This is a genomic window from Pontiella sulfatireligans (assembly GCF_900890705.1).
Lineage (GTDB): Bacteria > Verrucomicrobiota > Kiritimatiellia > Kiritimatiellales > Pontiellaceae > Pontiella > Pontiella sulfatireligans.
The window spans coordinates 792,162-818,441 of the sequence record NZ_CAAHFH010000002.1; the positions used below are offsets into that span (position 1 = coordinate 792,162).

Genomic DNA, 26,280 nt, shown 5'->3' on the forward strand with positions numbered 1-26,280 from the left:
TGATAATGTTTCTCATGTATAAAGAAGAGGGCTTGCATTCCCAAACACAGGCGATACCGTAGAGCGCTCGCAATGGAGAAGAACGATCAGCAAGCCCGCAGCCAGACTTAGCCACTACCTCGCCCCCTATCGCAAAGAAATTTTTGCGACGCTGGCGTGCGTGCTGGTGGCCGTGGGCATCAACCTCTATCTGCCCTACCTCATGCGGCTGGTGATCGACGGGCTGACGGAGCACTCGCTGGATCAGGCGGCGCTGGTGCGCCTGCTCGCCACGTATCTGGGGCTGGGCGTGGTGTCGGTGGTGTTTTCCCGTCTGCTGCGCAAAATTCCGCTGAAGCTTTCGCACAAGATTGAGTATGAACTGCGCGCCGATGTATTCGAACATTTGACCGGACTCGACCAGGAATATTTCCGGGGCGAACGCACCGGCGACCTAATGACGCGTATGTCGTCGGACGTCAACCTCGTACGCGACGCAATCGGCCAAGGGCTGCTGCAGGGCATCCGCACGGTTGCGGTGCTGGTGCTGGCCTCGATCGTGATGGCGCTGACGGAACCATCGCTTGCGCTCCTCGTTGTCGCGCTCTACCTCCCCATGGTGGGCATCTTTTTCCTGATCCTGCGCGTGATGCGCGTTCGGCAGAAGGATCTGCAGGAGCACGTCTCCGAGGTCTCAAATTTTTCGCAGGAAAGCTTTTCCGGCATCCGCTGCATCAAGGGCTTTGCGCTGGAGCGCCGGCGCAATGCGCAGTTCGAGGAGCTCAACAGCGGGCTCATTAAAAAGACCATGATGATGCAGGCGTCGCGCCAGAGCCTTTGGCCATTCATGGCGTTTTGGTTCTGCCTCGGCATGATCCTCATCCTCAATCTCGGCGGGCGCAAAATCATCGCCGGCGAACTGACGCTCGGCACGCTGACGCAGTTTATTCAATACCTGCTCTACATGCAGTGGCCGCTCCTCGCGCTCAGCTGGACCACCAGCCTGATGCAGCGAGGCAAGGTCAGCTGGGATCGGATTCGCGAAATTCTCGACCGCGAACCAAAAATTAAACATCGAACTTCGAACGTGGAACCGGATGAATTTCGATCACAGAACATGGAACCGCAGAATGTCGAAGTGGATGGCCGCTCGCCTTCGGAGTTCGATATTCCTTGTTCGACATTCTGCGGTTCAACATCGTCTTCGATTGAATTCCACAACGTTGGCTTAACCATCGACGGCCGGGAATTCCTTCACAATGTCTTCCTCGAAATCCCTGCTGGAACGACGCTCGGCATCACCGGCCCGACCGGCAGCGGCAAGACGCTGCTTGTTTCGCTGGTCGCGCGTTTGATGGATGCAACCAACGGTGCGGTCAAGGTGGGCGGAACCGATGTCCGCGACCTTCCCCTTGGCCAGCTGCGCGGGATGATCGGCTTCGCGGCGCAAGAGCCGGTGCTTTTTTCCCGCACCTTGGAACACAACATTGGATTCGGCGTGGTCAAACCCGACAAAGACCTGATCGGCTGGGCAGCGGAAGTCGCCCATCTGCGCAGCGATGTTGAAAGCTTTCCCGAGCAATACCAAACCATGCTCGGCGAGCGCGGCGTAACCCTCTCCGGCGGGCAGCGCCAGCGCACCGCCATCAGCCGCGCCATTGCGCGGCGCCCCGGAATTCTGATTCTCGACGACGTGCTATCGGCCGTCGACACCCAGACCGAAGCGGCCATCATGGAAAAGCTGCAGCCGGTGATGAACGAGCGCACCACGCTGTTCGTCAGCCACCGCATCTCTACCCTGCACTATGCCGACGAGATCATCGTCATCGAAGACGGGCGCATCACCCAGCGCGGCTCCCACGCTGAACTGATCCGCCAGCCCGGCTACTATGCCGAGCTCAACACCATGCAGCAGCTCGAAGAAAAGCTGGAGGAAGGCTCATGAACATGGCCAAACGCCTCCTTGCCTATTCGCTGCCGTACTGGCGCTGGCTGATTCTCGCGTTTGCGATGATCACGTTCACGGCGCTCTCGATCAACTTTCTGCCGGTGCTGATCCAGCGCATCACCGACCAGTGCCTGATGAATGCAGACGCGCCCGCCGACGAACGGATCGAACTGTTGATGAGGCTGAGCGTGATTTATATTTCCATCGCCGGCATCGGCCATTTGGTGCGCTATTTCCAAGCGATGCTCACGGCGTGGATCGGCCAGAAAATCATCTACGACCTGCGGCTCGAAGTCTTCCGCAAGGTGCTGCGGATGCATCAGGCCTATTTCGACCGCACCGCCGTCGGCACCCTGATGACGCGCGTGACCTCCGACATCGAGCGGCTGCAGCATTTTGTGACGGAAGGCGTGGTCGGCAGCATTGCCGACCTGTTCATGCTGTTCGGCATCATGGGCTACATGATTTACATCAGCCCGTGGCTCTCGCTGGCCATCTTCTCCACCCTGCCCCTGCTGTTCGCCTTCATGTTCTACGTCAACACCAAGCTGCGCGATGCCAACCGCGACATCCGCGACCGGCAGTCGCGCCTGAACGCCTTCCTGCAGGAAAGCCTGACCGGCATGACCACCATCCAGCTCTTCAACCGCGAAGCCAGCGCCATGGAGGATTTCGATGAACGCCACACCAAGCTCCGCTCGGCCTACTTCGACGAGGTCCGCTGGTTCAGCCTCTACTTTCCTACCGTAGAAGGCGGGCAGGCGCTGGCCGTGCTGCTGATTCTCGCCGTCGGCGGCATGATGCTTCTCCAAGGTTCGGAAGCCATCACACTCGGCATCTTTGTCGCCTTTCTCGCCTACATCCGCGACTTTTTCCGCCCGCTCGGATCGCTCTCGGACAAAGCCGGCTCGTTCCAGATTGCGATGGCCTCGATCGAGCGCGTCTTTGCCCTGCTCGATGCCGAGGAAGAAGTTCAGGATCCGGCCCAAACCGAAGCGCCCGACCGGATTGCCGGAACAATTGCCTTCAACAAGGTATGGTTTGCCTACAACAACGACAACTGGGTGATCAAAGACCTCTCGTTTTCCGTCGAGCCCGGCCAGGTGCTCGCCGTCGTCGGCGCAACCGGCGCCGGCAAGAGCACCATCATCAACCTGATCGGACGCTTCTACGACGTGCAGCAGGGCGCCGTCACCATCGACGGCATCGACGTGCGCCAGTTCAACAAGCACGACCTGCGCGGCCGGTTGGGCTATGTATTCCAGGATCCGTTCATCTTTACCGGCTCCGTCGCCGACAACATTGCCCTTCAAACACCGGGCATTAGCCGGGCGGAGGTCATTCACGCCGCCAAGACCGTCAACGCCCACAACTTTATTGAAGCCATGCCCGAAGGATATGACACCGTGTTGAATGAGCGTGGAGAGGGCCTTTCACTCGGCCAAAAGCAGCTGCTGGTGATGGCGCGTGCGCTCGCGCAGAATCCGGAGCTGCTGTTCGTGCTCGACGAAGCCACGGCCAGCGTCGACACCGCCACCGAAGTGCTGATTCAGGACGCGCTCGCCAAACTGATGGCCAACCGCACCAGCATCGTGATTGCCCACCGCCTCTCCACTATCCGCCACGCCGACCGCATTCTAGTGATGCGACACGGCGAGCTCGTCGACCAAGGCACGCACAATGAACTGATGGCGCACGACGGCTACTACCGCCAACTCTACGATTTGCTGCAGCACTCGCCAGAACAGAAATGATTCTCATTTCCGCGAAACCGGTGGTGTCAATAGCGGCTAATGCCCTATACTTTTAAAGATGGCACCTATAATGCTTCCATATTTACTGGTATGCAAACGACACGACTAAAGAGTGGATTTACCTTGGTGGAGATCATGATTGTGGTCGCCATCATTGGCCTGCTTTCTGCGATTGCCATTCCCAATATGCTTTTGGCGGGGAAAAACACGCGCGACCGGCGTTTCGCCTGTGAAATCCAAAACGCCGGCCATGCGTTTGTGCGGTACGCTTTCAACAACGGTGAATATCCCAAAGACAAGACCCCGCGGCAAATGCCCGACGGCATGGCATCCTATCTTGATAAGTTTCCGTGGACGGAAGAAACCGTAATCGGTGGCACGTGGGACTGGGATTTTGGCGTCTTCGGCATTGCCGCCGGCGTATCGGTCCACACGCCGAACCGAACCACCGATCAGATGCGGCACATCGACTCGATCTTTGACGACGGCAACCTTTCCACGGGCCAGTTCCGGCGGCGTTCCGGCGGCTACATCTACATCCTCGAAGAATAGCACGAATTCAAAGCCTCCTCGGAATCCTGCACTCCGAAAAATCCAGCGCGTTCAATTCTTGATAACCAGTTGCATTTATTTATACTTCGGTAAATTCAACCGGAGGATGACATGAAGAGACTAGTAGTCTGCACGATGCTCGCTGCACTATCCGCACACGCCGCCGAAAACACCGACGCCCTGCGCAAAGAGTTCGAGGCCTACAAGCAAGCCTCGGACGCCCGCATTCAGGCTCTGGAACAGGAGGTTGCCGAAAAACAGGAAGCCACCCTGACCGAGGAAGAACTGGCCACCATCCGCAACACGCTGGCACGCGCCACGCTCGATTTTGAATTTCATGGGTATATGCGCGCCGGATACGGAGTGGACGACAGCGGCGGTGCAATGTCGACCTTCCAAGCCCCGAACTCCGGCGCAAAATACCGATTGGGCAACGAAGACGACAGCTATCTAGAAACCACCTTCCTCACGCGAACCGCCCCCGAAGACGCCGGCGAGGATGTCAGCTTCGAAACCATTATCACGCTGGCCTATTCCGTCCCGATTTCCAACGGAAACGATTTCGACTCCACCACGTCGCTGCGCGAAGCCTATGCTGTCGCAACCGGCATCGTCGCTGACAGTCCAGACATGAGTTTCTGGGCCGGCCAACGCTTCTATTCCCGATATGACGTTCATATGAACGATTTCTACTACCGCGACATGAGCGGCTACGGCGGCGGGGTTGAAGGCATAAGCATCGGCGAGAACTCTAAGCTGGCGATCGCCTGGCTGGGCGGCTCCATTGACGAGCTCGACTCCGACGGAAGCGCATTCGAAGACCCCGACGACAACTTCAACAAGAACAGTCTGGATTTTGCCCTCACCGACACCGTGATGCCCGGAGGCACGCTGGACGTGTTTCTCACGCTGGCTAATTTCGCCGGAGACACCTTTACTCAGGACGGAATCGACCATGAAGTCGACGACAGCAACGGCGCGGCGATCAGTCTGATGTACAAAACCCCCGTCAAGAAAACCGGGAGCAACATCCTAAGCCTCCAGTACGGCACAGGCGCGGCCGCCAATTTCCGCGCACAGATGACGGTTCCTAACGGGCTAGACCTCACCAACCCCAACTCGGACTTCATCGACACAGATAACGCTCGAACCTGGCGAGTGCTCGATGACATCACCTATGACATCAACGAAAAATGGTCCCTTCATGGGCTGGCCCTCTACGAGGAAAGCGACTACGGCGTTTCCGGCCCCAGCAAAGTTAAATGGGCCTCTCTCGGCGCACGCCCGATCTACCACTTCAACCGCTACTTCTCGCTGGCCACCGAAGCGGGATACGACTACACCGACACCGACGGAGGCAACAGCGGCGGCGTCTACAAACTGACCTTTGCCCCGCAAATCACGCCGAAGTCCACCGTGCTCAGCCGCCCGGCCATCCGCGCCTTCTTCACCTACGCGTGGTGGGATAGCGACTTTAAAGGCGAGGTGGCCTCGTCATCCTACAACAGCGATACGCACGGCCTATCCGCCGGCATGCAGGTCGAAACCTGGTGGTAGAACCTACTCGCCGATAATCTTCACCAACGCGCGTTTCTTGCGCAGGCCATCGAGCTCGTAGTAGAAGATCGACTCCCACGGGCCGAAATCGAGCTGGCCGTTGGTGACGGCCACCACCACTTCGCGCCCCATAACGGTGCGCTTGAGGTGGGCGTCGGCATTGTCTTCGTAGCCGTTGTGGGCGTATTGCGAATAGGGCTTTTCCGGCGCGAGCTTTTCGAGCCACTTTTCATAGTCGGAATGCAGCCCGCCCTCGTTGTCGTTAATGAACACCGCCGCGGTAATGTGCATCGCGTTCACCAGGCAGAGCCCCTCTTGGATGCCCGACTCGCGCAGGCACTCCTCGATCTGCGGCGTGATGTGGATGATCTGGCGGCGCTTCGGCGCCTCGAACCATAGTTCTTTGCGGTACGATTTCATCTTGCTCCTCCTATTCCAGTTCTGCGTATATCCGGATGAATCCCTGCTGGTCCAGCATATTGTTCGTCCATGAGCCAAGCGCAAAATCCACTTCCATTAGATTTTCGAAACCGTCCATCAGGTTATCGGTTCCTTGCACAAGATACTTTCGGCCCGCGATTGACGGGAACCAAGAAACGACCTGTCGCGAAGTGCTCCCTGTTATCCCAACACGAAAAAGGGACGAAGGATCGGACGGGTGGGTTCCGGCAACATATTCCTCCCATGTGAACATGCCGTCGTTGTCTTGGTCGTCCAATGCATCGAAATCTCCATCGAATCCATGCTCCGCCATCCATCGAGTCGGCACGGCAACGGGGGCATTGCGCGTGAAAGGAAACTCATATGCCCCAAGGTCGATTGAACTACCAAATATTCTCGGGTTTCCCGCAACATCTTTGGTTTGAGTCGAAAAGGTTTCAATGCCGGCATCGATCCAAGGTGAATCAACACATAAGCCATAATCTCCTGCATTTGTGTTCCCAAAGATCGGATCACTAAAGCAGCAAGCACTCGTCGCCAGCGGGTTCCCTGACACAGAGTCAGGCCAAGCTATGCAATTGATCAATCTCCCCACGTAAACAGCTTCACCATAGGTTGCTGCATTCCCGCTGAACGTGCAGTTTTGAGCTATTCCTAATTTTATGGCACCACCGCCCTTTGCCCTGTTTCCAACGAAAAGGCAGTTTTCGGCCCTGCCGCCATGCAGGGCTCCTCCATCATATTTCGCCTGGTTCCCTATCAGCACGCAGTTCAATATTTCGGGAACGCAACCTGAACAGAACACACCTCCGCCACTGCTGAGCGTGTAGCCGTTCTGGATAGTAAACCCATCAATGGAGCACTGCGAACTTCCCAGATCGAAACAGCGGCTCGATCCGTTCCCGTCAACCATTGTGGATGCCGCACCCAAAAGGCTTTTAATCCGAACCCCCTTCGCCACCGCAATCGCCGAGCCCACCGAATAGGTTCCATTGCTGACCATTACCACGCCGCCCAAGACCCCTTGGGAATCCACCCCTCCCTGGATTGTTCCTTTTGAAGACATCCAGCTACTGCCATCGTTCTGGGCGGTTCCGTTCGGCGAAACGTAAATCATGCTTTCATCGCTGGAAACAACATGAACGTTTTGGGTGCAACGAGCATAGTCTGGCATAGCTCCGTTCATCGCCGAAAGGACAATGGCATAGTCGCCGGGATCACTCCATTGATGGGATATGCATCCAAGTATGTTTGTTGCCGAAGCACCATCCCCAAAATCAACCATGCTTGCCGCGGCTTGACCTTGGATGGTGACTTGGAATTCAATAGGGAACCCCGTTGCAAAGTTGGTGGCCCCTTGCAACGACATGAATACCGGCTCGACCATCGATTCAGGCCCATGGTATTCATCGCATCCCATGGACGGGGGGATTGCCCATGCCTCCCCATCAATATCCACACCAGCGACCGACAAGACCTGCCCGGCCGCGATGCATGGCGATGTGCCTCCGATATGCGAATCCGTAACAAGTCGAGGGTTGTTGGTGATGCAGCCATCGGCGCCATCCACAACGTCCGGGGAACAGCAATAAGCCGCAAGAGTCCCGTATAGATTAGCGCCTGTTAAGTCGGCTTGATTGTGCCATAGAATGGAATTGCTGGCCGTTCCAGAACTCATCCCCCCGCCATACTGGGCCTTGTTCCCGCTAAAGGTGCAATGGTTTGCCGCTCCTCCAGACATGCCCCCACCTGAAAACAGCACTTCGTTCGCACTGAAAACAGAATAGTTTGCTTCGCCCTGCTCGATTCCCCCTCCAGATTTGGCGCGATTAAACCGAAAAACACAACGATCCGCCACACCGGCGTACATCCCCCCGCCAAATCCTCCCGAGTTGGCCTCAAAACTACAATTGCTTGCCAAGCCATCAGCAACCCCGCCACCATAGTAAACTGTCGTGTTTTCAAGAAAGACGCTGTCAAAGGCCGTTCCACCCGCCATGCCTCCACCACCGGTGCCTGCTGAGTTAGCCATGAAGGTACAGTTCCATGCCGTCCCCCCGAACTGGCCACCACCCTTGCGGGCCGTATTGTCGCGAAAAACACAATCAACCGCCGTTCCCATATACATGCCACCGCCATAGGTTCCTGCCCGATTGCCGATAAGAACACAATTTGTGACGATCGGTTGCGTACCGGAACAAGCAACACCTCCGCCATTCCCAGGAGTGTCATCGCCTTCCGTAGTGTAGTTTGTCACTCCATTGGCAATGCGAAATCCCGAAATCACACATGCCGCGTCTCCAAGGTTAAAGCAAGAAGTCACGCCATCCCCATCAACTGTGGCCGATTCAGGGCCACTCACGCTTTTAACGAGAATCCCATTCGTTATCACCACCGGAATATCTAAGAAATAAATGCCGTCCGCCACCCAAACGGTATCGCCGTCTATTGCTAAATCAACTCCGGCCTGGATCGTCTTCTTAGCCTGCTCCCAACTCGTTCCATCTCCTGAAGCATCAGCCGTTGCATCCACGTAGAAACTATTTCCAAGGCTGGTACCGACAAATAAAAGAAAAATGAAACACGCTAAAAAACCCTTTCTAATGTGCCCCATTCATTTCCTCCAGCGGCACCACAACCTGGTTCAGATACAGCTGCTTGATGAGCTCGCAGTCGAGGCGGTGGCCGGCTTTGTAGGATTTGATCTTGCCGACAAACTGGCCGTTGGGAATCAGGGCAATGGCCGCGAGCAGGTCGAGCACGGCGCGGTGCCATGCGGCCTCGAGCGCCTTTCCTTCGTGCAGCAGGCGCGGCTCGTTCATGTATTTGCTTTTCCCGGCGATAGAAACATTCTTCGTGTTGTAGCCCAGGTTGCGCACGTCGGCGAAAAGCCGGCCAAGAGTGGCGCAGTAGATCACCTTCGTCAGCGAGGTGTTGGTGCGGGCCACCGACGCCATGCGGGTCAGCTCTTCGCAAACCGGAAAGATGATGCGCTGCTGGCCGATGGCCGTGTTGAAGTTGATGGCGCAATCGACGGTGAGCTGCGGGTTCTCCAAATCGTCGGGCGGTGCGAGCGTCACAAAATCGCCGTAGGTTCCACCGACGGTCACCGGCTCCTTCACGGTTACATACTGCACCGGCTTGTCGATCGTGACCCTGCCGCATCGGTCGAGGGCTTCAATCAGATCCAGGCTGCCCCGCTCGAACAGCGGCGGATCGCCCGAATCGAGCTTCACCATCAGGTTGTCGACACCCATGCCCATGCGGAGCGAAATGAGATGCTCCACCATGCGGACATAGTTGTGCGGGTTGCCGCTGCGCAGCACGATATTGCTCACGATCTGGCCGGTGGTCCAAACATTGGAAATGCCCACGCGGATCGGCAGCGAGCCGGGCAGGTCGGTGCGGTCGAGCCACCACCCTTCCATATCGGTGGGCTCGAATGTGATCGTCCGCGTAGCCTTGCCCATGAAGGTGCCTGGCCCAGAGATCGAAGTGGAATTCGCCAGCGTCGTCTGCTGTTTTCGCAGCGGTTCCACGGCCTTATCGCTCAGATCCCAATCAACCGGTTGCTGGCTCATTTCGGCGTAGGAAGTCCTGATCGCATCGCCGTCGCCCATTAAAATTGTGCCTGGATTATTCATAAATTGAATCCGTTCTGTTTTGAACTGCCGTTTTGAATCACCTACATTTAGTTTTTTCGTGGAACCAACGCAACCAAAACAAAGGGGGACTGGTTGAAGGACGCTAAAGTAATCCGCTCGGCGGGCGTGGTCGGAAGCTTTACGCTGCTCAGCCGCGGGCTGGGCATGCTGCGCGATATCATCATCGCCTACCACTTTGGAACCTCCCTGCTGGCGTCGGCCTTTTTTGTGGCGTTCACCATCCCCAACCTGTTCCGCCGCCTGTTCGGCGAAGGGGCCCTCTCCGCCTCCTTCATTCCGGTTTTCATTGAAACGCGCACCAAACAGGGCGACCGCGCCGCGTGGGAGATGGCCGCCAAAGTCGTCACCATGATCGCGGCGCTGCTCAGCGCCATTGCCATCGTCGGCGTACTGATCTTTTCGGTGGGGCTCAACGTCCCCGGCGTTTCCGAAAAATGGCTGACCACCTTCGCGCTTTCGCGCATCATGTTCCCCTACGTGCTGTTCATCTGCTTGGCTGCGCTTTCAATGGCCGTGCTCAACTCCTACAAGCATTTCGCCACCTCGGCCTTTGCGCCGTGCCTGCTCAACCTGATTTTAATCGGTGTAATGCTGCTCGTCTTTCCATTGGTCGGCAAAGAGCCCGACGCCCGCGCCATAGCGCTGGCCTGGGGCGTCCTGCTGGCCGGCGCCGCCCAGGTGGCCATCCAAATGCCCGCCCTCAAGCGCTTCGGCTGCCCCTTCAAGTTTTCCAGCCGATGGAACGATCCGCGCATCCGGCAGATGCTGCTGCTCATGGGCCCGGCCGCGCTCGGCATGGCCGTCACCCAGTTCAACGTGCTGATCGACCGCATGCTCGCCATGTGGATCGGCGCCTGGGCCCCCGCCGCGCTCTTCTACAGCGAACGCATGATTTACTTCCCCCTCGGCGTCATCGCCACCGCCATGGGCACCGTCCTGCTTCCGACCTTCTCCTCCCACGCCGCTAAAGGCGACCACGGCGCCATGAGCGAAACCATCGGCCAATCCCTGCGCCACCTCGCGTTCATTATGATCCCCGCCTCGCTCGGGCTGCTGGTGCTTTCTCCCAACATTCTCCGGGCCATCTTCGAATGGAACGGCAGCTTCGACGCCCAGTCCACCCTGCTCAGCGCGCGCGCACTGATGTTCTACGCCCCCGGCCTGATCGTCTTCAGCGCCGCCAAGGTTTTTGTGCCCGCCTTCTACGCCATGCAGGACACCAAAACCCCGGTGCGCATCGGCATCGGCATCGTCGTGCTGAATCTGGCCATGAACATTATTTTCATCCTCACCCTCCCCACCTACTGGAAGCACGCCGGCATGGCCTTCTCCACCGTGGTCGCCGAAGCCCTCGGCATGGCGGCGTTGGGCATCCTACTCGCCAAGCGCATTCCCGGCATCCAATGGAGGGCCGTTCTGCTTAGCTTCCTACGTTGCCTTGCAAGCGCCCTGCTCATGGCCGTGGCCGCCTGGGTCGTCGCCCACCACTCCCTACCCCTCCTTCAAAACCTCCTGCCGGCCAAAATGGCACAAATCGCCTCCGTGGCCCTCGCCGTCGGAACCGGTGGCGCCACCTACTTCATTCTCGCCCTCGGCCTCAAAGCCCCCGAGCTCCGCGAAATCAAATCCGCCCTGAAGAGGAAATGATTGATACGAAAGAGGAAACCGACTAGCTTTCAGGCAGATGGAAACCCGAGGTGAACCCATGACCGCATTGGCTGAAAGAATCTACAACGAAGTCCTAGACCTACCGACCGACGAGCGGCTTTCCCTGATCGATAGGCTGTTGCACATGAACAATCTATCCACGCAAAAAGATATCGACCAATCTTGGATAGACGAAGCGGCAAGGCGCGACCAGCAGGTTGATAATGGAACTGTATCGCTAATCCCCGGAGAAGAGGTTGTCGCAAAAATAAACAAGCGTCTTTCGGAATGAAGCACCTCTTCCATCCAGCCGCTGAACTGGAGTATTCCGACGCCGTCGACTTTTACGAAAACCAACAGCCGGGACTTGGACGGAAATTCTCTGAAGAGATTCAGGCGGCCATTCGGCACATCTGCGAGCACCCCATGGCCTAGGAGCAGATGGACGGCCAAACGCACCGCTGCCTGACCAATAAATTCCCCTATGGAGTCCTGTACCGGATTAAATATGACCACATTCGAATCATCGCCGTCATGCACCTCCGGAGAAAAGCCAACTACTGGCAAAAGCGGTAAACGCATGCCCGCCGATTACTATGCCCAGCTTTGCCGACTAGCCGGAAAGGCCGTGGCTGATTTCGATATGATCGCGGAGGGCGACCGCCTGCTGGTCGGCATCAGCGGTGGGGTCGATTCCATGATGCTGATGCATGTGCTCGACCGTTTGCAAAAACGCGCACCAATCAAATTCAAACTATTCGCGGTTACCATCAACGAAGGTTTCGAGGGCATCAATCATGCCCCGCTGGCCGACTACGCCGCCGAACAAGGGTGGAACCTGAAGATCATCGAAGTTCCGATTGCGCAGGTCATCGCCGAAAAGAAAGCCGAGGACCGCCCGTGCGCACTCTGCTCGCGACTGCGGCGCGGCTACATCCACGGCTGTGCCGACGAGCTCGGCTGCAGCAAGCTGGTGCTCGGCCACCACCGCGACGACCTGTGCGTCAGCCTGATGATGGGGCTTTTCCGCGGCACCGGGCTGAAAACCATGGGGCCTAACGTTCCAGCCGACGGCGGCACCAAGCGCCTGATCCGCCCGTTGTGCTATGCGTCCAAAGCCCTGATCGAAACCTGCGCGGAAGCGTATGAATTTCCAGACCTTGGAAACTGCGACTATTCCAAGCAACTCGACGAAACCGGCGACCGCGCCCGGCTGGAGCGCCTGCTCAAAGAACTCGAAGCCGACTTTCCAAACCTTGGGCAAAGCATGCTTCACTCCATGGGCGATGTGCGCGTAGACTATCTGCTCGATCAATCACTTTGGGGACGGCAATGAAAAAAATCGGGTTAACATTAGGTGGCGGCGGCGCAAAGGGCTTTGCGCATATTCCGATCCTCGAGGTGTTCGACGAGCTCGGCATTAAACCCTGCTGCATAACCGGTTCAAGCGTCGGCGCCGTGCTCGGCGCACTCTATGCCTCGGGGCAGTCGGCAAAGGATCTCGTCGCTTTAATCCACGAACTGATCATCCCGCAAAACGCCACCCTGAAGGACCTCATCCGCAACAAAGGCACGCTCAAAATTCTGGACTTGATCGACCCGCACATCAGCCTCAAGCCTCAGGGGTTGCTCAAAGGCGACAAGCTGCTCGGCTACGTGTGCAAACGCATGCAGGCCTCGACCTTTGAAGAGCTTGAAATTCCGCTCAAAACCGTCTCCACCGACTATTGGAGGCACGAACAAGTCGTCGCCGATTCCGGGCCTTTGTTCTCGGCGCTGCGCGCCAGCATGGCCATCCCCTACATCTTCACCCCGGTCGTTGAGGCCGACCGCGTGCTGGTGGACGGCGGCCTCACCAACAGCGTCCCGCACGACCTGCTCGATCCAAAATGCGACATCCGCATTGCTGTCAACATCATGGGAACCACCTCGAACGCCATGAACAAGCCCCCCTCCCCGCGCGAAGCCATTTTCCACACCTACCAAGTGATGATGGCGGCCATGGCGCTGGAAAAACGGCGCAACGACCCCGTCGATATCTATCTGGAACCGCCCCTCGTCAACATCGACATGCTCGACTTCCACAAGCCGTGGGAAATCTACAAACAGGGACTGAAGGCCAAGGACGGCTTCAAGCGCCAGCTCGACGCCCTGCTTTCCGGCAAGCCGAAGACGGACTGGCTCAGGAGAAAAGATGCCGATTGAGTGGCTGATCATCGACGGCTACAACGTGCTCCACGTCGTGGACGAACTCGCCCGGCTGCTGCGGACCGACATCCACCTTGCCCGCAACCGCCTCGTGCGCATGGTGGAGCATACCGCCCATAACATGGCGCCCCAGACCACTATTGTTTTCGACGGACGCGAAGCCGGCACCGACGACGCACTGACGGCCAAGCATCTGGAAATCTATTTTTCCCCATCGAACCTTTCGGCCGACACGGTGATCGAGCGGCTGGTCTGCCGGTTTCCCCGCCCCGAAAAAATAATGGTGGTCACCTCCGACCGCGCCGAGCACGAAACCGTTTCCAGCGCAGGGGCGCAGGTGATGTCGTCGCAGGAATTCGTGGCCAAGTGCCAAAGGGATGCGCGGAAAAAACCCGTCAAACGAACCCGTCCCGGCCAAGAACCCAAGCTCGGCGACCTTTTCCCCGACGGTCTGTAGCTTTCTATCCAAGCCATGCTCGGAAGAGCATTTTTTCAAGCACGAAAGAAATTCCTATCCCTGCGCAGAGCTGGGCCGCCTGTTCGCAAATGAGGTGCTGCAGAAATGATGAAAAAAGCGTTCTGACCCCTTGCACTGATTAAACAACGAATCGATTACGCAACTGCCCCTTTCGCTCATTGAGATGAAGGGTCGATGTCCTCATCGACCGCACGTACGCACCACCACCTAAAACAGAAATATCAAAGGTTCGATCCCTTTCCCGTGCAGCCGCGGTCCTCGACCGCGGACCTTGGGCGAATCCCTTTCCCCGGGACCGGGACATTCTTATTTGCGAAAGCGGGAATCGGAGTAGCGAGATTTAAAGGTGCTTTCCCTTGGCTCCTGATCCGCCGGCTCCTCTTCAACATACGTCGGCCTCTTCTTCGCGGAGCCGATCTTCTCCGGAACATCCGGCCGCATCTTTATAGCCTTCGCAACGGTCAGCGGAATGGGATCCTGAAGCAAAACCCCGTTCGGGGAACCACGCTCACGCGGTTTTAATTCCAGTTCTTCATCGCTCGCCTGCGGCATCCGTTTAAAGCGGTACAGATAAAAATCCTCCACTCTATTCCGGGCCCATTCGGCCTTTTTTAGAAACGTCAGGCAACTGGGGATCGTCGGTTCAATCCGAAAACATTTCAGGTCGATCGCGGCGTCTAAGACCTCCCAGCCGTAAAACTCCACAAGTTCAGTCAACATGGCCTCTGCAGACAAACCATGCAACGGGCTGTTTTGTAGTTCTTCAACAGACATATCTATTTCCTCTCATTCCCCTACGGCAGGCCCTTGCTCGATAGGCCTCAACCATCAGAGCCGGATTATACAGAGATTGGAGGCAGGTTGTAGGGTTTAAATCATCTCTCTTCCATCCCTTGGAAAATCAAATCTCTGCAACCGCGGACCGTGACTGCGGAAAAACCGGAGCGGAACCGGCGGGGGCAACAGCACAAATCCTATGCGTTCTTCCATAACCAACACTTCCTTCCAAGCCATGAAGCACCTCCATGGCTCTTAATAAAGTGCTACCTATGTCCCCGGCATATCTGTTACCTATTGTATCCGGTTCGGACCACGTTTATTAACATCGTGGTCCGACCCAATACAGGACTTATTCAGCCCTACTCAATCTGCCGTTGCCTGCAAGCTCATGAAGCCGCTTTCATCGCTCAAAGGAATCGATGCCCGCCACAGCTCTCTGTCACCTTCGTTCTGGACGAATCCCACTGTTATATCGTCCAAGTCCCAGGCTTCATCCAAGGCAGTTTTCCAGATCGGCTGAAGCAGAACACCGGTGGCCGTTGCAGATTTATAATACTCCATCGTAAATGTTGCGGAGCCGTTATCCATCAGAACACCCATGTAATCGCTGGCGTTGCGTACCTGCATCGCCGGAAGGCCACAGGCATATTTTAGCAGGTTGGCAATCCCGTCACCCATTGGGCAATCTTCTTCACCTCTGATATTTGTCGGCACCCCCTGACCAGCAAGCCAAGCACTGAATAGGCCTTGCTGCGCGCTGAAGCTTTTAAGCTCTGGATAACTGGCCATGGACCAGACATTCTGCAAATCCCAGCCGACATCAGTAAAGGTAGCTTCAGCCTGCATGTTGGATGTTGTCTGTCCCGTGCCGCCATCACTGATGAGTAATCCCGAGGTTTCGGTATCCCAGAAACAGTTGGATACTGTGCCGTCGGCATTGCGTCCGCATAGACCCCCGAAATTACTGGGTCCCGCTACAGGGCCCGTCGAATAGCAGTTTGGAATCGTGCCGCTGTTATCCCCGCAAAAACCACCAAGATAGTTAACGCCCGAGACACTGCCTGTTGCATAGCAGTTTGGTGTTATTCCGCTATTCTTCCCGCATAATCCGCCGAGGTAGTTAACCCCCGATATATTGCCTGTCGCATAGCAGTTTGGAATCGTGCCGCTATTCTCTCCACATAGCCCGCCGAGATAGTTAACCCCCGAGATATTGCCTGTCGCGTAGCAATACACGATAGAGCCGGCATCATTCAATCCGCATAGGCCGCCGAGATAGTCAGCGTTCACGCCACCACCTGTGACACTGCTCGTCGCATAGCAGTCTTCTATAGCGCCGGCGTCATTATGCCCGCATAATCCGCCGAGATAATCATCTCCCAAAATGCTGCCTGTTGCATAGCAGTTCACGATCGTGACACCGTCATTATGGCCGCATAGACCGCCAACATAGTCTGATAAGCTCCCGCCGGTTATGACGCAATTTACAACGCCCAGATTTCTGACGGCCGAACCTTCACCCTGTAGCGTGCCGAACAGGCCGAGGCGCCGCGTGTGTAAGCCCTCCGTATCGATCAGCAGATTGGAAACAACATGTCCGTTCCCATCAAAAACACCCGTAAATGCAACGTCAAAACCCAAGGGCGCGTTGTAGAAGGCGACGCCGTTCAAATCAACATCGGCATTCAGAATATAGCATTTATCCCAATAGAATGAGCCCTGACAGATCTCAATGAAATTTGCCGTGGTGTTAATCTGAAATGGATCACTCATCGTGCCAGACCCCAGCAGAGTGGTACTGTGCGCAGCGATCGGGGAACCGGATGCCCCTTCAATCGGCAGATGAGGAGTGTCATTCCCTACGTCCAGAATCCAAGGCGTGTCGGCCCAGCCGTTTGCGCTATAAAAGTCCGGTTGCTTCATCTGTGCAGTGGTCAGTCCTTTTCCACCATCACTGGCGGTTAAACCTGAGAGTTGAGCATCCCAGCAAGAACCCAATATGACCCCCATGTTGCGACCGCATACGCCGCCTATACTATGCGAACCGGTATTGCCGGTAACGCTGCCCATCGAGTAGCAGTTCGCTATCGTTTCGCGCCGCCCAAGATAATCGTCAACCCCGTTATACCCGCATACGCCGCCGAGCTGGTATGAACTGGTTCCTCCCATGATATTGCCTGTCGCATAGCAGTTCTCGATCACGCCGCCAGTATACGTCGCCTCGCTGTACCCACATATGCCGCCGAGTTGGTAAGAATTGTTTCCACCCGTAACATGGCCGGTCGCGTAGCATCCCTTAATCCAGCCACCGCTCCTAGCTGACAGCGCCCCGCACAAGCCACCGAGTCCGTATGAATTATCGCCAGCCGTGACGCTGCCCGACGCGGAGCAATCGTCGATCGTACCCGCATAATCATATCCGGTGTTTTCCCCGCACAAACCGCCAATCTCGTACGAAGAAGTACCGGCAATGACGTTGCCCGACGCGGAGCAGTTCGCAATCTCAGCACCATAATTCTGCCCGCATAAGCCGCCGACTTGGCGTGAACCGTTTCCGCCGGTGACGCTGCCCGACGCAGAGCTGTTCTTTATCCATCTGCCCCTGTTTTTTCCGCACAAACCGCCGATGTAGTATGTCGTCCCAAAAACATCAGCCGTTGCGGTGCAGTCGTCGATATAGGCGCTTTCATTATACCCGCATAAGCCGCCGACAGAGCTGACTCCTGAAACCGTGCCCATCGCATGGCAGCCGGATAGCAAACCATAAATATAGTTCCACCCGCATAAGCCGCCGAGGTAGCCGGATCCTGAAACACTGGCTATCGCATAGCTGTCTTTAATGTCTCCCTTGTAATTAAGCCCGCATAAGCCGCCGATATAATCACCCCCCGAAAGGGTAGCTGTCGCGTAGCAGTTTGATATTGTTCCGCCACGACCATAATAGGCACCATCTGCTTTGTCCCCGACCAAACCGCCGATATAGTCTGAATCAGCCCCTCCGGTTATGACGCAATTCTCAATGCCCAGATTTATAATAGACGCATCTGCTCCATATACATAGCCGAACAAGCCGAGTTTATCTGTGCCTAAACCCTCTGTATCGATCAACAGATTGGTAACAACATGTCCGCTTCCATCAAAAACACCTGAAAACGCAACACCGTAACCCAACGGCGCATTGCAGAACTGCACTCCACTTAAGTCGATATCGGTATTCAGGACATAGTGTTTATCCCAGTAAAACGAGCCCTGACAGATTTCAAGAAAATCAGCCAAGGTGTTAATCAGCCAAGGATCAATCTCCGTGCCAGAACCCGGGAGGGAGGAACTGGGAGCAGCGATCGCCACGCCGGGCAAACTCTCGAACAGCAGATGCGGGGTGTCATTCCCGACGTCCAGTAGCCACAAACCGTTGTCCCACCCGCTCGCGCTATAAAAGTCTGACATCTTCATCTGCGTGGTTGTCAGCCCTTTTCCGCCATCACTTGTACTTGTTCCAGATGCATCAACATCCCAGAAACATCCCAATATACGGGTGCCGTTTGCTCCGCATAAACCACCGACAAGGGTGGATCCCGGGGCGCCTGTGACGCTGCCCGTCGCGTAGCAGTTTTTTACCCAGTAGCCCACATTGTAACCGCATAAACCGCCAACCTCATCTGCGGTAGCCCCCCCTGAAACAGAGCCTGTCGCGTAGCAGTCTTCGATTGCACTGCTCGTGCTGCCGGAATGACCCCCGCATAAGCCGCCAATACTGTCATCCCCGGAAACGGCGCCCGTTGCATAGCAGCGCTTGACCGAACTGTACAAAATATACCCGCATAAGCCGCCGAGCAAGTCATCGCCCGAAACATCGCCCATCGCATAGCAACCTTCGAGGGAGCCGTTGACATTTTGTCCGCACAAACCGCCGAGATAATCCACCCCCGAAACGTTGCCCGTTGCGTAGCAGTTCTTTATCACTTTAATGTTGTTATACCCGCACAAACCGCCGAGAGAGTTACGCCCCGAAACGCTGCCTGTCGCGTAGCTGTCAGACAGCGCACCGTAGTTATACCCGCACAAACCGCCGAGATAATCAACGCCCGAAATACTCCCCAGTGCATAGCAGTCGGATAGCGTACCCTTGCTATAACCGCATAAGCCGCCCAGATAGTTTGAACCATCTCCCGAAATACTCCCCGTTGCATAGCAGTTCGATATTGTTCCAGCGGAATAATACCCGCATAGGCCGCCCAGATAGTATGAACCATCCCCGCCGGTTATGACGCAATTTTCAACCCCTAGGTTTTTTATCACAGCGGTTGAACCTGATACCTGCCCAAAAAGCCCCAGATAATCGTCTCCTCCGTCATCCGTATCAATTGTCACGTTGACGACGACAAAGTCATTTCCATCAAAAATACCGCTATAGCTGGTGCCCTGATATCCACTTGACGAATTGTTCTCGTCGGGCGCAATGACTGCAGAGGTGTAGGTTTGACGATTGGTTAATGCAGGGTCGAGATCGATTCCGGCCATAAGCTTTGTATACACCCCCGCCGTCCAATATGTCGCAGCATTCGAAACAGCGGAAAACTCCATAAAATCGCCGACATCATTGATCAGATACGGATCAACCACCGAGCCGCTTCCGTCCAGAGCGCCGTAGCCATTTACTGAAATAAGAACAAAAACCGAAGCCATCAATGACCTTGCAAACATTTTCATAGTTCCATTCCTTTCTGTTTTTTTTACTACAAGTAATGATCAGAAGAAGTCATACCCCAACACACTTCAGTAAGTACTAGAGTCAGTTCTTGACGGAGTGTTGCCCAAATACCAACTTTCCCCTATCCACCTGCACTTCCAATAACCATAGATTTGGAATTCTGTAAAGAAGTTTTTCTTAATTTTCATAACCCCAACGTTTTCTCCATTTTTACGGACATCACAAGACTCTTGTAAACGTCGGTTGAAAAGTGCGGCGGGAATGATGGCGGTTTAAGAGTGCGGCACTCCAAGTGAGCCTAAAAAGCCGTGCAGGTCAGGGTAAGGCATATCATAAGCGGAAACTGAATCTTCCACAGGCTATGAGTCCAGTCGCAGCAGAGGCTTGAAAAAGAAACTGTTCGCTGATGAATGTCAAAAACTATGGGGATTAACGAGATCTGCTATATTTTCGCACGGAAACTCTCCTTGTCTGAAATATGTCAGCAAAAACGTCGATTGAGATCCGTCTAATATTTAGTGGTCACATTGGTGAAAAAATATAGATTGGAGAAGAAATTATGAGTAGAGGAATGTTGGTGTTTCTAATGGGTTTGGCGGTTGTTTCTGCCGAGGCCAAGTCGCTGAAGGGGAGTCGACCGAATATTATTCTGGTGATGACGGATGATCAGGGCATGGGCGATCTGGCCTGTTTGGGCAACCCGTTGCTGAAGACGCCGAACCTGGACAAGTTTTATGAAATGTCGACGCGATTCCGAGAGTTCCATGTCAGCCCGACTTGTGCGCCGACGCGGTCGGCGATCATGAGCGGCCGCCACGAATTCCGGAATGGGGTTACACATACGATTAAGGAACGCGAGCTGATGGCGCTCTCGACCACCACCATGCCGCAGGTGCTGCGGACGGCGGGTTATGAAACCGGCATCTTTGGCAAATGGCATTTGGGCGATGCCGATGAATATCAGCCCTACAACCGCGGCTTCTCCGAAGTGTTTATTCATGGGGCCGGCGGCATTGGTCAATCGTATGAGGGCAGCTGCGCCGACTTTCCGCCGAATCAGATTAAGGAGGGGAAATATTTCGACAATGTGATTCTGCACAACGATACCATCGTTCAGACCGAGGGTTTCTGCACCGATGTCTTCTTTCAGGCAGCACTCGGATGGATCAAACAGCAGCATGAGACTAAACAACCCTTCTTTGCCTACATCACACCGAATGCTCCGCATGGCCCGATGCTCGCGCCGGAAAGCTATAAGAAGCGGTGGCTGGATGCCGGGTGGGATGCAAATACGGCCGGTCGTTACGGCATGATCGAAAACATTGATTATAATTTCGGCCTGCTGATGCAGAAACTCGACGAATGGAATGCATGGGATAATACCTTGGTCATCTTTATGACCGACAACGGGCAGGCCGGTCGCAACGGCAAGCTGAACGGGAAGAGCCGGAAACTTTTCACGGGCGGATTCAAAACGGGAAAAGGGTCGCCGGAAGAGGGCGGAACGCATGTCCCCGCTTTCTGGCGGTGGAAGGATGTTCTGGGCAAAGGCGTGGACATCAACGGGCTGACGGCCCATATTGATTTTTACAAAACCTTTTGCGAACTGGCTGGAGCAAAGATCCCGGCCAGCATACAAAAAATTGACGGACGCTCCATGCTTCCGCTGCTCGAAGATCCGAAGGCCAATTGGCCGGACCGTGAACTGTTTATCCATGTCGGTCGCTGGAATAAAGGTGAAGACCCGAACGAATCCAAATTCAAAAAGTGCGCGGTACGTACGCAACGCTGGCGTTTCGTTAATAACAAGGAACTCTACGACATTGTTGCCGACCCATATGAAACCACCAATGTGATTGATGAGCATCCCGAAGTGGTGGAAAAGCTCCGCAAGGCATACGATCAGTGGTGGGCGGATACCGTGCCGATGATGGTCAACGAAGACCGGCCGTATGCCACCGAGCATCCGCAGGAAGTCCGCTACGAAAAGCAACTGAAGGAACGCGGTATTCCCGCATGGAAGGCCCCGTCGATTTGATATCCATCTTCTCCCGCTGGTTTGACGGCAAATGCTTTTCTTTGTCAAAGAAATCGGTGTCCGCGGGGTTTCCTCTATGAAGTTTTAAAGAGAGGATATCGCCCCGGCGCGCCCCGATGGCTTTGCGGATGCCGATCTCGCGGGTGCGCTCCGTCACGCTGCTGGTTAGTGTTTTTGCCGGCCAAAAGGATTCCGGAAAATAATGCGCGTCTTCAAATAATATTCTGTCTCGGGGGGAAATGACATCCTGCGACAGCTGCTCTCCATTCGCCCGGCAAATATTTCAAAGAGAAGGTCAGGTCTCAACATTCAATACAACCGCTGGCAATGTTGAATATTGAGACCTGGTACCCCGCCACCCGCTATCGCCGTACCGCAGGCGTTCCGCCTGCTCCGCGCAAAGCAATTTCTTCATTTCAGGAGTTGATCCGCCGAAGGAAAAGCAGTAGCTCTTTGACGGTTGTATTTTACTCATTCAACCGCCACCCGATTTATCACTATGAAAAATATTCTTTGGAATCACATTCTCGCCGTTCGTACTCAGGCGCCACTGGTGCACAACATTACAAATCATGTGGTGATGAACAATACGGCCAATGCTTTGCTGGCCATCGGCGCGTCGCCCATCATGGCCCATGCTCGAGAGGAAATCGACGAAATGGTTGCGCTCTGTCAGGTTCTGGTAGTGAACATCGGAACGCTGGACGACGTATGGGTCGATGCCATGCTGCAGGCGGCCCGACGGGCGCAGACTCTTAACAAACCCTGGGTATTGGATCCCGTCGGCGCGGGTGCCACAGCCTATCGCGATCAGGTTTTATCGCAGCTCATCGCGCTGCACCCGACGGCCATCCGCGGCAACGCCTCCGAAATCATGGCACTGGCCAAAGCCAATCAGAGCCAGACCAAAGGCGTCGACAGTACCGCGCAAAGCCAGGAAGCCCTGGCCGCCGCGCAAACCCTGCACAAATTGACCGGAGCGGTGATCGGCATTTCCGGAGAAACCGATTTTATTGTATCGGATCAGCCCGTTGTGCAAATCCATAACGGCACGCCCCTGATGACGCGCGTCACGGGACTCGGCTGCACGGCCACCGCTCTGATTGGTGCGTTTCTGGCTGTGATCAAAAATAAAACCGAAGCCATGATCGCCGCCATTGCCCTGCTGAGCATCGCTGGCGAGCTCGCCGAAAAAAGCAGTCGCGGTCCCGGCAGTCTGCAGATGAACCTGCTCGACACGCTGTATAATCTGACTGCTGACGAATTTAAAAACACGCTGCGAATCGAGTCCTAATCATGCTCAATTTGTTTCCCTATCGGTTGTATCTGGTGATCTCGGAAGCAGACTGCGCGGGGCGCGATTTTGTCCGCGTCGCCGAGCAAGCCGTTTTGGGCGGCGTTGATCTGGTTCAACTGCGCGAAAAACACGCCACACCCGATGAATTCCTGCGCAAAGCCGAACGCCTGCAGACGATGCTCCAGACCTATCACGTTCCGCTGATCATTAACGATAATCTGGATGTGGCGGTGCAAGCGCAGGCTTTCGGCATTCACGTTGGCCGCAGCGATTGTTCGCCGACCCATATTCGCTCCGTCTGGAAAGGTTGCCGATCGCTCGGCTATTCCATCGAACAGCTTGACCAGCTTGAAACCCAGGACGCGCAGTGTTCCGACTGCCTCGGCATCAGCCCCGTGTTCAAAACATCGACCAAAACCGATACCGTCACGGAATGGGGACTCGATGGAATCCGAACCATTCGCCATCGAACCGACAAACCGCTCGTCGCCATCGGACACATCAACGCCGCCAACACGGGCGACGTCATGCGTGCCGGTGCCGATTGTCTGGCCGTCGTTTCCGCTATTTGCCAGGCCCCGAATCCGCAACAAGCCGCACAAGAAATCCGCGACCAAATCGATCAGGCTGTTCGCTGAGGGCTGGAAAGCGGACGCCGCTGTGCAGTCTTTTCTGCTTCAGCCAATAACCGATTATGACGGAAGTGAAGGCAAGCCTAGCGGTTTAGAAACTCATTGTGCTTTGCGGTCATCTTGTGAATGTCTTTGTCAACCGCGACGATGGCATCGTGGTTTTTGCCGAGGTCGATGATGGGTTACGGAACCGGCCCTTTTTCTGTTTTTGCCGACCAAAAGGATCCCCCGGAAAAAAACGCACCCAATGGAAGAGCAGACGACATTTCACAACCTCTTTATAATTGGCCCTTCGTAGATTTTAGTGGCAACGAATGAATGGAAAGCAACGAATATTCCGGCCATTTCTGCAAAAATGGTTCCCGACTGCAGAGCCTGGCCAGTCCTGCTCATGGGTGGCAGTTTCCGATAAAACAGCAACCATTCCAGTCAATCGGATTCGTTGCTTTACACACAGTCGTTGCTGAAGATTTTCCGGTGGCCGGGACGAAGGAACTTAAAATCACTACCGTCACCATAAAAATCTACGTAAAACCTTATAATTAGCGTTTATTAGTGTTCATTCGCGGTTCCATTTTCCCATTTAGGATTATGGGAGAAGCCTTGCCGGCTTTCGGCTTGTCGGGACGCCATTGCACGAGCGAATTGTTGTAGAACATGCAGACCAGTTCAGCGGTGCCGTGCAGCAGACCACACACCTCGTCTATTAGTTCCTGCGAATCGTATCCTTTACGGAAGGTCGGCACGTTTGTGTCCCGGATCAAATAGCCGTCCTCATGCTTTCGGACGACCCGATGCTTATTCAGCACCGGCCATTTCCCCTGTACACATAAATAGGCCGAACCTTGCGGCGCCGTGCAGGCGGCGATGTCGTCATACACCAAACGTCGTTCCGCCGGAGTCAAAATGTTGAGGACATAGTTGCACAGCACTACGTCATACGTGGAGTCGAGCACGGAACGGTTGGGATAAAAGTTGGGATCGTAGTCATCGACCGACACGGCCCCCGCCTTGAGCAGCGCGTCTTTTGCAAAGCGATCCAGTCCGGTTCCCAAATGCAGCACGCGTTTGCCGTCGACCCGACCGTCCTGACAAACGCGAACGATGGGTTGCGAGGGTTTACGGGCATGGTTCAGTGCGGTGGTGCGCGAGAGGGTTCGGATGGCGCTCAAGCGGCCCTGCTGAATTTCCAGCAAATCGTTCTCCAACGCGGCCGCAAGATCCTTCTCTGGCACGGACCAGCCCGTCGACGGGTCATAGCGATACTCCCGCGCCTGAGAGGCATAAACCACCCAGCTTCCGTTCCGCTCACGCACAATCGGCCAGCCCGCCTTTTTCATTCTATCTGAAAGCGCTCCCATGCTTTTCTCCTTCAATGGTCGCAATCTGATGATTCTACCGAACCGGCCGGAAAAACTCTAAACTTTTCCATTTCTTGACAGGGGTCGAGGTTTCCCTCGGGGATAGGGTCAGGGATAGGGATGGGGGCGCGGAACATCATCAGCATGATGATGCGATTACTGCAGAACAGGTTAAACCACCCGCTGCGCTGGAGAGCACAGAGGAACCGGGAGGTTTACTAGATTACGGGACTGACCCTTTCGAAGGAATATGTTAATATTCAAGGACTGACCCCATTTCCGTTGTGAAAAACGACCTCCTCAGCTAGTGCTATCCGAATTGCCGATTCCACATCGGCACCTAGACTTGATCCGAGGATATTAAAGTCAACGGAGTCTACTAGAGACTCTGAGTCAGAAGGTTTGGTTTCAGAATGATATATACGTAGATCAGTCATGCGTCTGACAGTGGATTAGATGGATTCCATATTCCACCTGATTAAGCCGATACTACCTTTCTGCGAGTTTGAGTCGAAGGGGTCACGAAGAGGTCAGCCTGAAGTAACCCCGTTGATCGACCCCTGTTTTCATCCTTTGGGAAACCCGGATTGTCACTTTATTGGACTGACCCCGGATCACATTGATTATTTAGCTCATCGAACTTGGCCGCCATCGTAGGGTTGTGCCGAGTTAATTTTTTTACCGTAACTACATGAACCGTGTCGCCGATTGTTGGATATTGCGAGAAAACAGCCAATCCGTTGCTTTCCCTCTTCAAGAACATGGCGAAGGTTTTTTACCTGCTGAGAAGCGTCGTGAATTGCATCCAGTGGTGTCTCTACGGACGCATCAACGGGGGGAGCAGCGACTTTCAACGATAAATCTTTTGTTAACGGTTTTGTCATCACAAATTTATCTCCATTTTCTTTCTCACTTCCTCACCTCCAGCCTCCAGAGCCTTCATCTCCAATCTAAGGGAAAAGGGGTCAGACCTATGAAATGATGTTTTCTGCATTTCCTCTACTCCCTTCATCCGAGGGGCGGACCACTTTTTTCATCATCCGCCCACACAACTGCACGTCCCATACGCACAGCAAAAATATCCGTACATCTTATATGGATTTAGGTCTAAGTAAAGGAAAGGGGTCGGGAGAGTTGGGGGTTTGATGTTGAATCGCTCTCTTTGCTCACTATTTGTTAGCACAAATTATCGGTCGCTTTGCTCGCGGGGGGTTGGGGGTTTTGCTGGTTGG

At 55.1% G+C, this 26,280-nt stretch carries 21 protein-coding genes and 1 pseudogene; 14 read left to right on the top strand and 8 right to left on the bottom strand.

The features are described 5' to 3' along the window. The first annotated feature begins 151 nt into the window (after positions 1–151). From SCARR_RS16345 to SCARR_RS16360, 4 genes are all read left to right on the top strand, one after another. Positions 152–1,924 carry an ABC transporter ATP-binding protein gene (locus tag SCARR_RS16345; protein WP_281281222.1) on the top strand — a complete coding sequence of 591 codons (1,773 nt, stop codon included), beginning with the start codon at positions 152–154 and terminating at the stop codon, positions 1,922–1,924. Further along, entirely contained in the window at positions 1,921–3,681 is a 1,761-nt protein-coding gene (locus SCARR_RS16350) for an ABC transporter ATP-binding protein (RefSeq protein WP_136062740.1), read from the top strand. The genes SCARR_RS16345 and SCARR_RS16350 overlap by 4 nt, the downstream gene beginning before the upstream one ends. Before the next feature lie 90 nt (positions 3,682–3,771). Continuing rightward, positions 3,772–4,233, top strand: a complete 462-nt coding sequence (locus tag SCARR_RS16355; protein WP_136062741.1) for a type II secretion system protein — start codon at positions 3,772–3,774, stop codon at positions 4,231–4,233. 111 nt (positions 4,234–4,344) lie between these two features. Next, positions 4,345–5,790 (top strand): maltoporin, encoded by a 1,446-nt coding sequence (locus tag SCARR_RS16360; RefSeq protein WP_136062742.1) that lies wholly within the window; start codon positions 4,345–4,347, stop codon positions 5,788–5,790. 3 nt (positions 5,791–5,793) lie between these two features. On the opposite strand, the gene SCARR_RS16365 is transcribed toward SCARR_RS16360, so the two are convergent. From SCARR_RS16365 to SCARR_RS16375, 3 genes are read right to left on the bottom strand one after another with little or no spacing between them, the layout of a single operon-like run. Next, positions 5,794–6,210 carry a secondary thiamine-phosphate synthase enzyme YjbQ gene (locus SCARR_RS16365; protein WP_136062743.1) on the bottom strand — a complete coding sequence of 139 codons (417 nt, stop codon included), beginning with the start codon at positions 6,208–6,210 and terminating at the stop codon, positions 5,794–5,796. A gap of 10 nt (positions 6,211–6,220) precedes the next feature. Next, positions 6,221–8,845, bottom strand: a complete 2,625-nt coding sequence (locus SCARR_RS16370; protein WP_136062744.1) for a choice-of-anchor Q domain-containing protein — start codon at positions 8,843–8,845, stop codon at positions 6,221–6,223. Further along, positions 8,832–9,875 carry a UDP-3-O-acyl-N-acetylglucosamine deacetylase gene (locus SCARR_RS16375; protein ID WP_136062745.1) on the bottom strand — a complete coding sequence of 348 codons (1,044 nt, stop codon included), beginning with the start codon at positions 9,873–9,875 and terminating at the stop codon, positions 8,832–8,834. Before SCARR_RS16375 ends, SCARR_RS16370 begins: the two co-directional genes overlap by 14 nt. Positions 9,876–9,968: 93 nt before the next feature. Between SCARR_RS16375 and murJ the strand changes: the two genes are divergently transcribed. The 6 genes from murJ to SCARR_RS16400 all read left to right on the top strand — a co-directional run bounded on the left by murJ (position 9,969) and on the right by SCARR_RS16400 (position 14,208). Further along, positions 9,969–11,543 (top strand): murein biosynthesis integral membrane protein MurJ, encoded by a 1,575-nt coding sequence (murJ, locus tag SCARR_RS16380; RefSeq protein WP_136062746.1) that lies wholly within the window; start codon positions 9,969–9,971, stop codon positions 11,541–11,543. A 58-nt stretch (positions 11,544–11,601) separates the two neighbouring features. Continuing rightward, positions 11,602–11,835, top strand: a complete 234-nt coding sequence (locus tag SCARR_RS16385; RefSeq protein ID WP_168433372.1) for an addiction module protein — start codon at positions 11,602–11,604, stop codon at positions 11,833–11,835. Then, positions 11,832–11,978 carry a hypothetical protein gene (locus SCARR_RS28240; protein WP_168433373.1) on the top strand — a complete coding sequence of 49 codons (147 nt, stop codon included), beginning with the start codon at positions 11,832–11,834 and terminating at the stop codon, positions 11,976–11,978. Before SCARR_RS16385 ends, SCARR_RS28240 begins: the two co-directional genes overlap by 4 nt. 73 nt (positions 11,979–12,051) lie before the next feature. Then, positions 12,052–12,879 carry an ATP-binding protein gene (locus SCARR_RS16390; RefSeq protein WP_168433374.1) on the top strand — a complete coding sequence of 276 codons (828 nt, stop codon included), beginning with the start codon at positions 12,052–12,054 and terminating at the stop codon, positions 12,877–12,879. Next, positions 12,876–13,748, top strand: coding sequence for a patatin-like phospholipase family protein (locus SCARR_RS16395; RefSeq protein WP_136062749.1), 873 nt, complete (start codon positions 12,876–12,878; stop codon positions 13,746–13,748). Before SCARR_RS16390 ends, SCARR_RS16395 begins: the two co-directional genes overlap by 4 nt. Then, positions 13,738–14,208: an NYN domain-containing protein gene (locus SCARR_RS16400; RefSeq protein ID WP_136062750.1), complete on the top strand. Its 471-nt coding sequence runs from the start codon at positions 13,738–13,740 to the stop codon at positions 14,206–14,208. Before SCARR_RS16395 ends, SCARR_RS16400 begins: the two co-directional genes overlap by 11 nt. 327 nt (positions 14,209–14,535) lie before the next feature. Here SCARR_RS16400 and SCARR_RS16405 read toward each other — a convergent pair whose 3' ends face one another. Together SCARR_RS16405 and SCARR_RS16410 are read right to left on the bottom strand one after the other, a co-directional pair. Then, positions 14,536–15,003 (bottom strand): VF530 family protein, encoded by a 468-nt coding sequence (locus SCARR_RS16405; protein ID WP_136062751.1) that lies wholly within the window; start codon positions 15,001–15,003, stop codon positions 14,536–14,538. Positions 15,004–15,372: 369 nt separating this feature from the next. Further along, complete coding sequence (locus tag SCARR_RS16410) at positions 15,373–19,719, bottom strand: GLUG motif-containing protein (RefSeq protein ID WP_136062752.1); 4,347 nt, start codon at positions 19,717–19,719, stop codon at positions 15,373–15,375. 560 nt (positions 19,720–20,279) lie between these two features. Here SCARR_RS16410 and SCARR_RS16415 point away from each other — a divergent pair. After that, on the top strand, positions 20,280–21,758 hold the full coding sequence (locus SCARR_RS16415) for an arylsulfatase (protein WP_136062753.1): 1,479 nt from the start codon (positions 20,280–20,282) through the stop codon (positions 21,756–21,758). 91 nt (positions 21,759–21,849) lie between these two features. Here the strand turns inward: SCARR_RS16415 and SCARR_RS29565 are convergent. Next, positions 21,850–21,918 (bottom strand): annotated as a pseudogene (locus SCARR_RS29565) (ABC transporter permease); the annotation flags it as partial. A gap of 339 nt (positions 21,919–22,257) precedes the next feature. Between SCARR_RS29565 and thiM the strand changes: the two are divergent. From thiM to SCARR_RS16430, 3 genes are all read left to right on the top strand, one after another. Next, positions 22,258–23,052 carry a hydroxyethylthiazole kinase gene (thiM, locus tag SCARR_RS16420; protein WP_187356379.1) on the top strand — a complete coding sequence of 265 codons (795 nt, stop codon included), beginning with the start codon at positions 22,258–22,260 and terminating at the stop codon, positions 23,050–23,052. A 2-nt stretch (positions 23,053–23,054) separates the two neighbouring features. Continuing rightward, a complete protein-coding gene (gene thiE, locus SCARR_RS16425) occupies positions 23,055–23,693 on the top strand; it encodes a thiamine phosphate synthase (protein ID WP_136062754.1) in 639 nt (212 codons plus the stop codon). A 312-nt stretch (positions 23,694–24,005) separates the two neighbouring features. Beyond that, a complete protein-coding gene (locus SCARR_RS16430; protein WP_136062755.1) occupies positions 24,006–24,233 on the top strand; it encodes a hypothetical protein in 228 nt (75 codons plus the stop codon). On the opposite strand, the gene SCARR_RS16435 is transcribed toward SCARR_RS16430, so the two are convergent. Both SCARR_RS16435 and SCARR_RS16440 read right to left on the bottom strand, forming a co-directional pair. Further along, positions 24,230–25,048, bottom strand: a complete 819-nt coding sequence (locus SCARR_RS16435; protein WP_136062756.1) for a class I SAM-dependent methyltransferase — start codon at positions 25,046–25,048, stop codon at positions 24,230–24,232. The genes SCARR_RS16430 and SCARR_RS16435 overlap by 4 nt on opposite strands. Positions 25,049–25,680: 632 nt before the next feature. Then, positions 25,681–25,935, bottom strand: a complete 255-nt coding sequence (locus SCARR_RS16440) for a hypothetical protein (protein ID WP_136062757.1) — start codon at positions 25,933–25,935, stop codon at positions 25,681–25,683. Positions 25,936–26,280 lie beyond the last annotated feature (345 nt).

Bases quoted from the DNA above. Each gene is read 5' to 3' on its own strand.
- SCARR_RS16390 (WP_168433374.1), top strand. From the start codon at position 12,052: ATGACCACATTCGAATCATCGCCGTCATGCACCTCCGGAGAAAAGCCA.
- SCARR_RS16415 (WP_136062753.1), top strand. From the start codon at position 20,280: ATGAGTAGAGGAATGTTGGTGTTTCTAATGGGTTTGGCGGTTGTTTCT.
- SCARR_RS16405 (WP_136062751.1), bottom strand. From the start codon at position 15,003: ATGTCTGTTGAAGAACTACAAAACAGCCCGTTGCATGGTTTGTCTGCA.
- SCARR_RS16435 (WP_136062756.1), bottom strand. From the start codon at position 25,048: ATGGGAGCGCTTTCAGATAGAATGAAAAAGGCGGGCTGGCCGATTGTG.
- SCARR_RS16395 (WP_136062749.1), top strand. From the start codon at position 12,876: ATGAAAAAAATCGGGTTAACATTAGGTGGCGGCGGCGCAAAGGGCTTT.
- thiE (WP_136062754.1), top strand. From the start codon at position 23,055: ATGCTCAATTTGTTTCCCTATCGGTTGTATCTGGTGATCTCGGAAGCA.
- SCARR_RS16370 (WP_136062744.1), bottom strand. From the start codon at position 8,845: ATGGGGCACATTAGAAAGGGTTTTTTAGCGTGTTTCATTTTTCTTTTA.
- SCARR_RS16400 (WP_136062750.1), top strand. From the start codon at position 13,738: ATGCCGATTGAGTGGCTGATCATCGACGGCTACAACGTGCTCCACGTC.
- SCARR_RS16355 (WP_136062741.1), top strand. From the start codon at position 3,772: ATGCAAACGACACGACTAAAGAGTGGATTTACCTTGGTGGAGATCATG.
- SCARR_RS16410 (WP_136062752.1), bottom strand. From the start codon at position 19,719: ATGAAAATGTTTGCAAGGTCATTGATGGCTTCGGTTTTTGTTCTTATT.
- SCARR_RS16360 (WP_136062742.1), top strand. From the start codon at position 4,345: ATGAAGAGACTAGTAGTCTGCACGATGCTCGCTGCACTATCCGCACAC.
- SCARR_RS28240 (WP_168433373.1), top strand. From the start codon at position 11,832: ATGAAGCACCTCTTCCATCCAGCCGCTGAACTGGAGTATTCCGACGCC.
- SCARR_RS16430 (WP_136062755.1), top strand. From the start codon at position 24,006: ATGGAAAGCAACGAATATTCCGGCCATTTCTGCAAAAATGGTTCCCGA.
- SCARR_RS16375 (WP_136062745.1), bottom strand. From the start codon at position 9,875: ATGAATAATCCAGGCACAATTTTAATGGGCGACGGCGATGCGATCAGG.
- SCARR_RS16350 (WP_136062740.1), top strand. From the start codon at position 1,921: ATGAACATGGCCAAACGCCTCCTTGCCTATTCGCTGCCGTACTGGCGC.
- SCARR_RS16385 (WP_168433372.1), top strand. From the start codon at position 11,602: ATGACCGCATTGGCTGAAAGAATCTACAACGAAGTCCTAGACCTACCG.
- SCARR_RS16365 (WP_136062743.1), bottom strand. From the start codon at position 6,210: ATGAAATCGTACCGCAAAGAACTATGGTTCGAGGCGCCGAAGCGCCGC.
- thiM (WP_187356379.1), top strand. From the start codon at position 22,258: ATGAAAAATATTCTTTGGAATCACATTCTCGCCGTTCGTACTCAGGCG.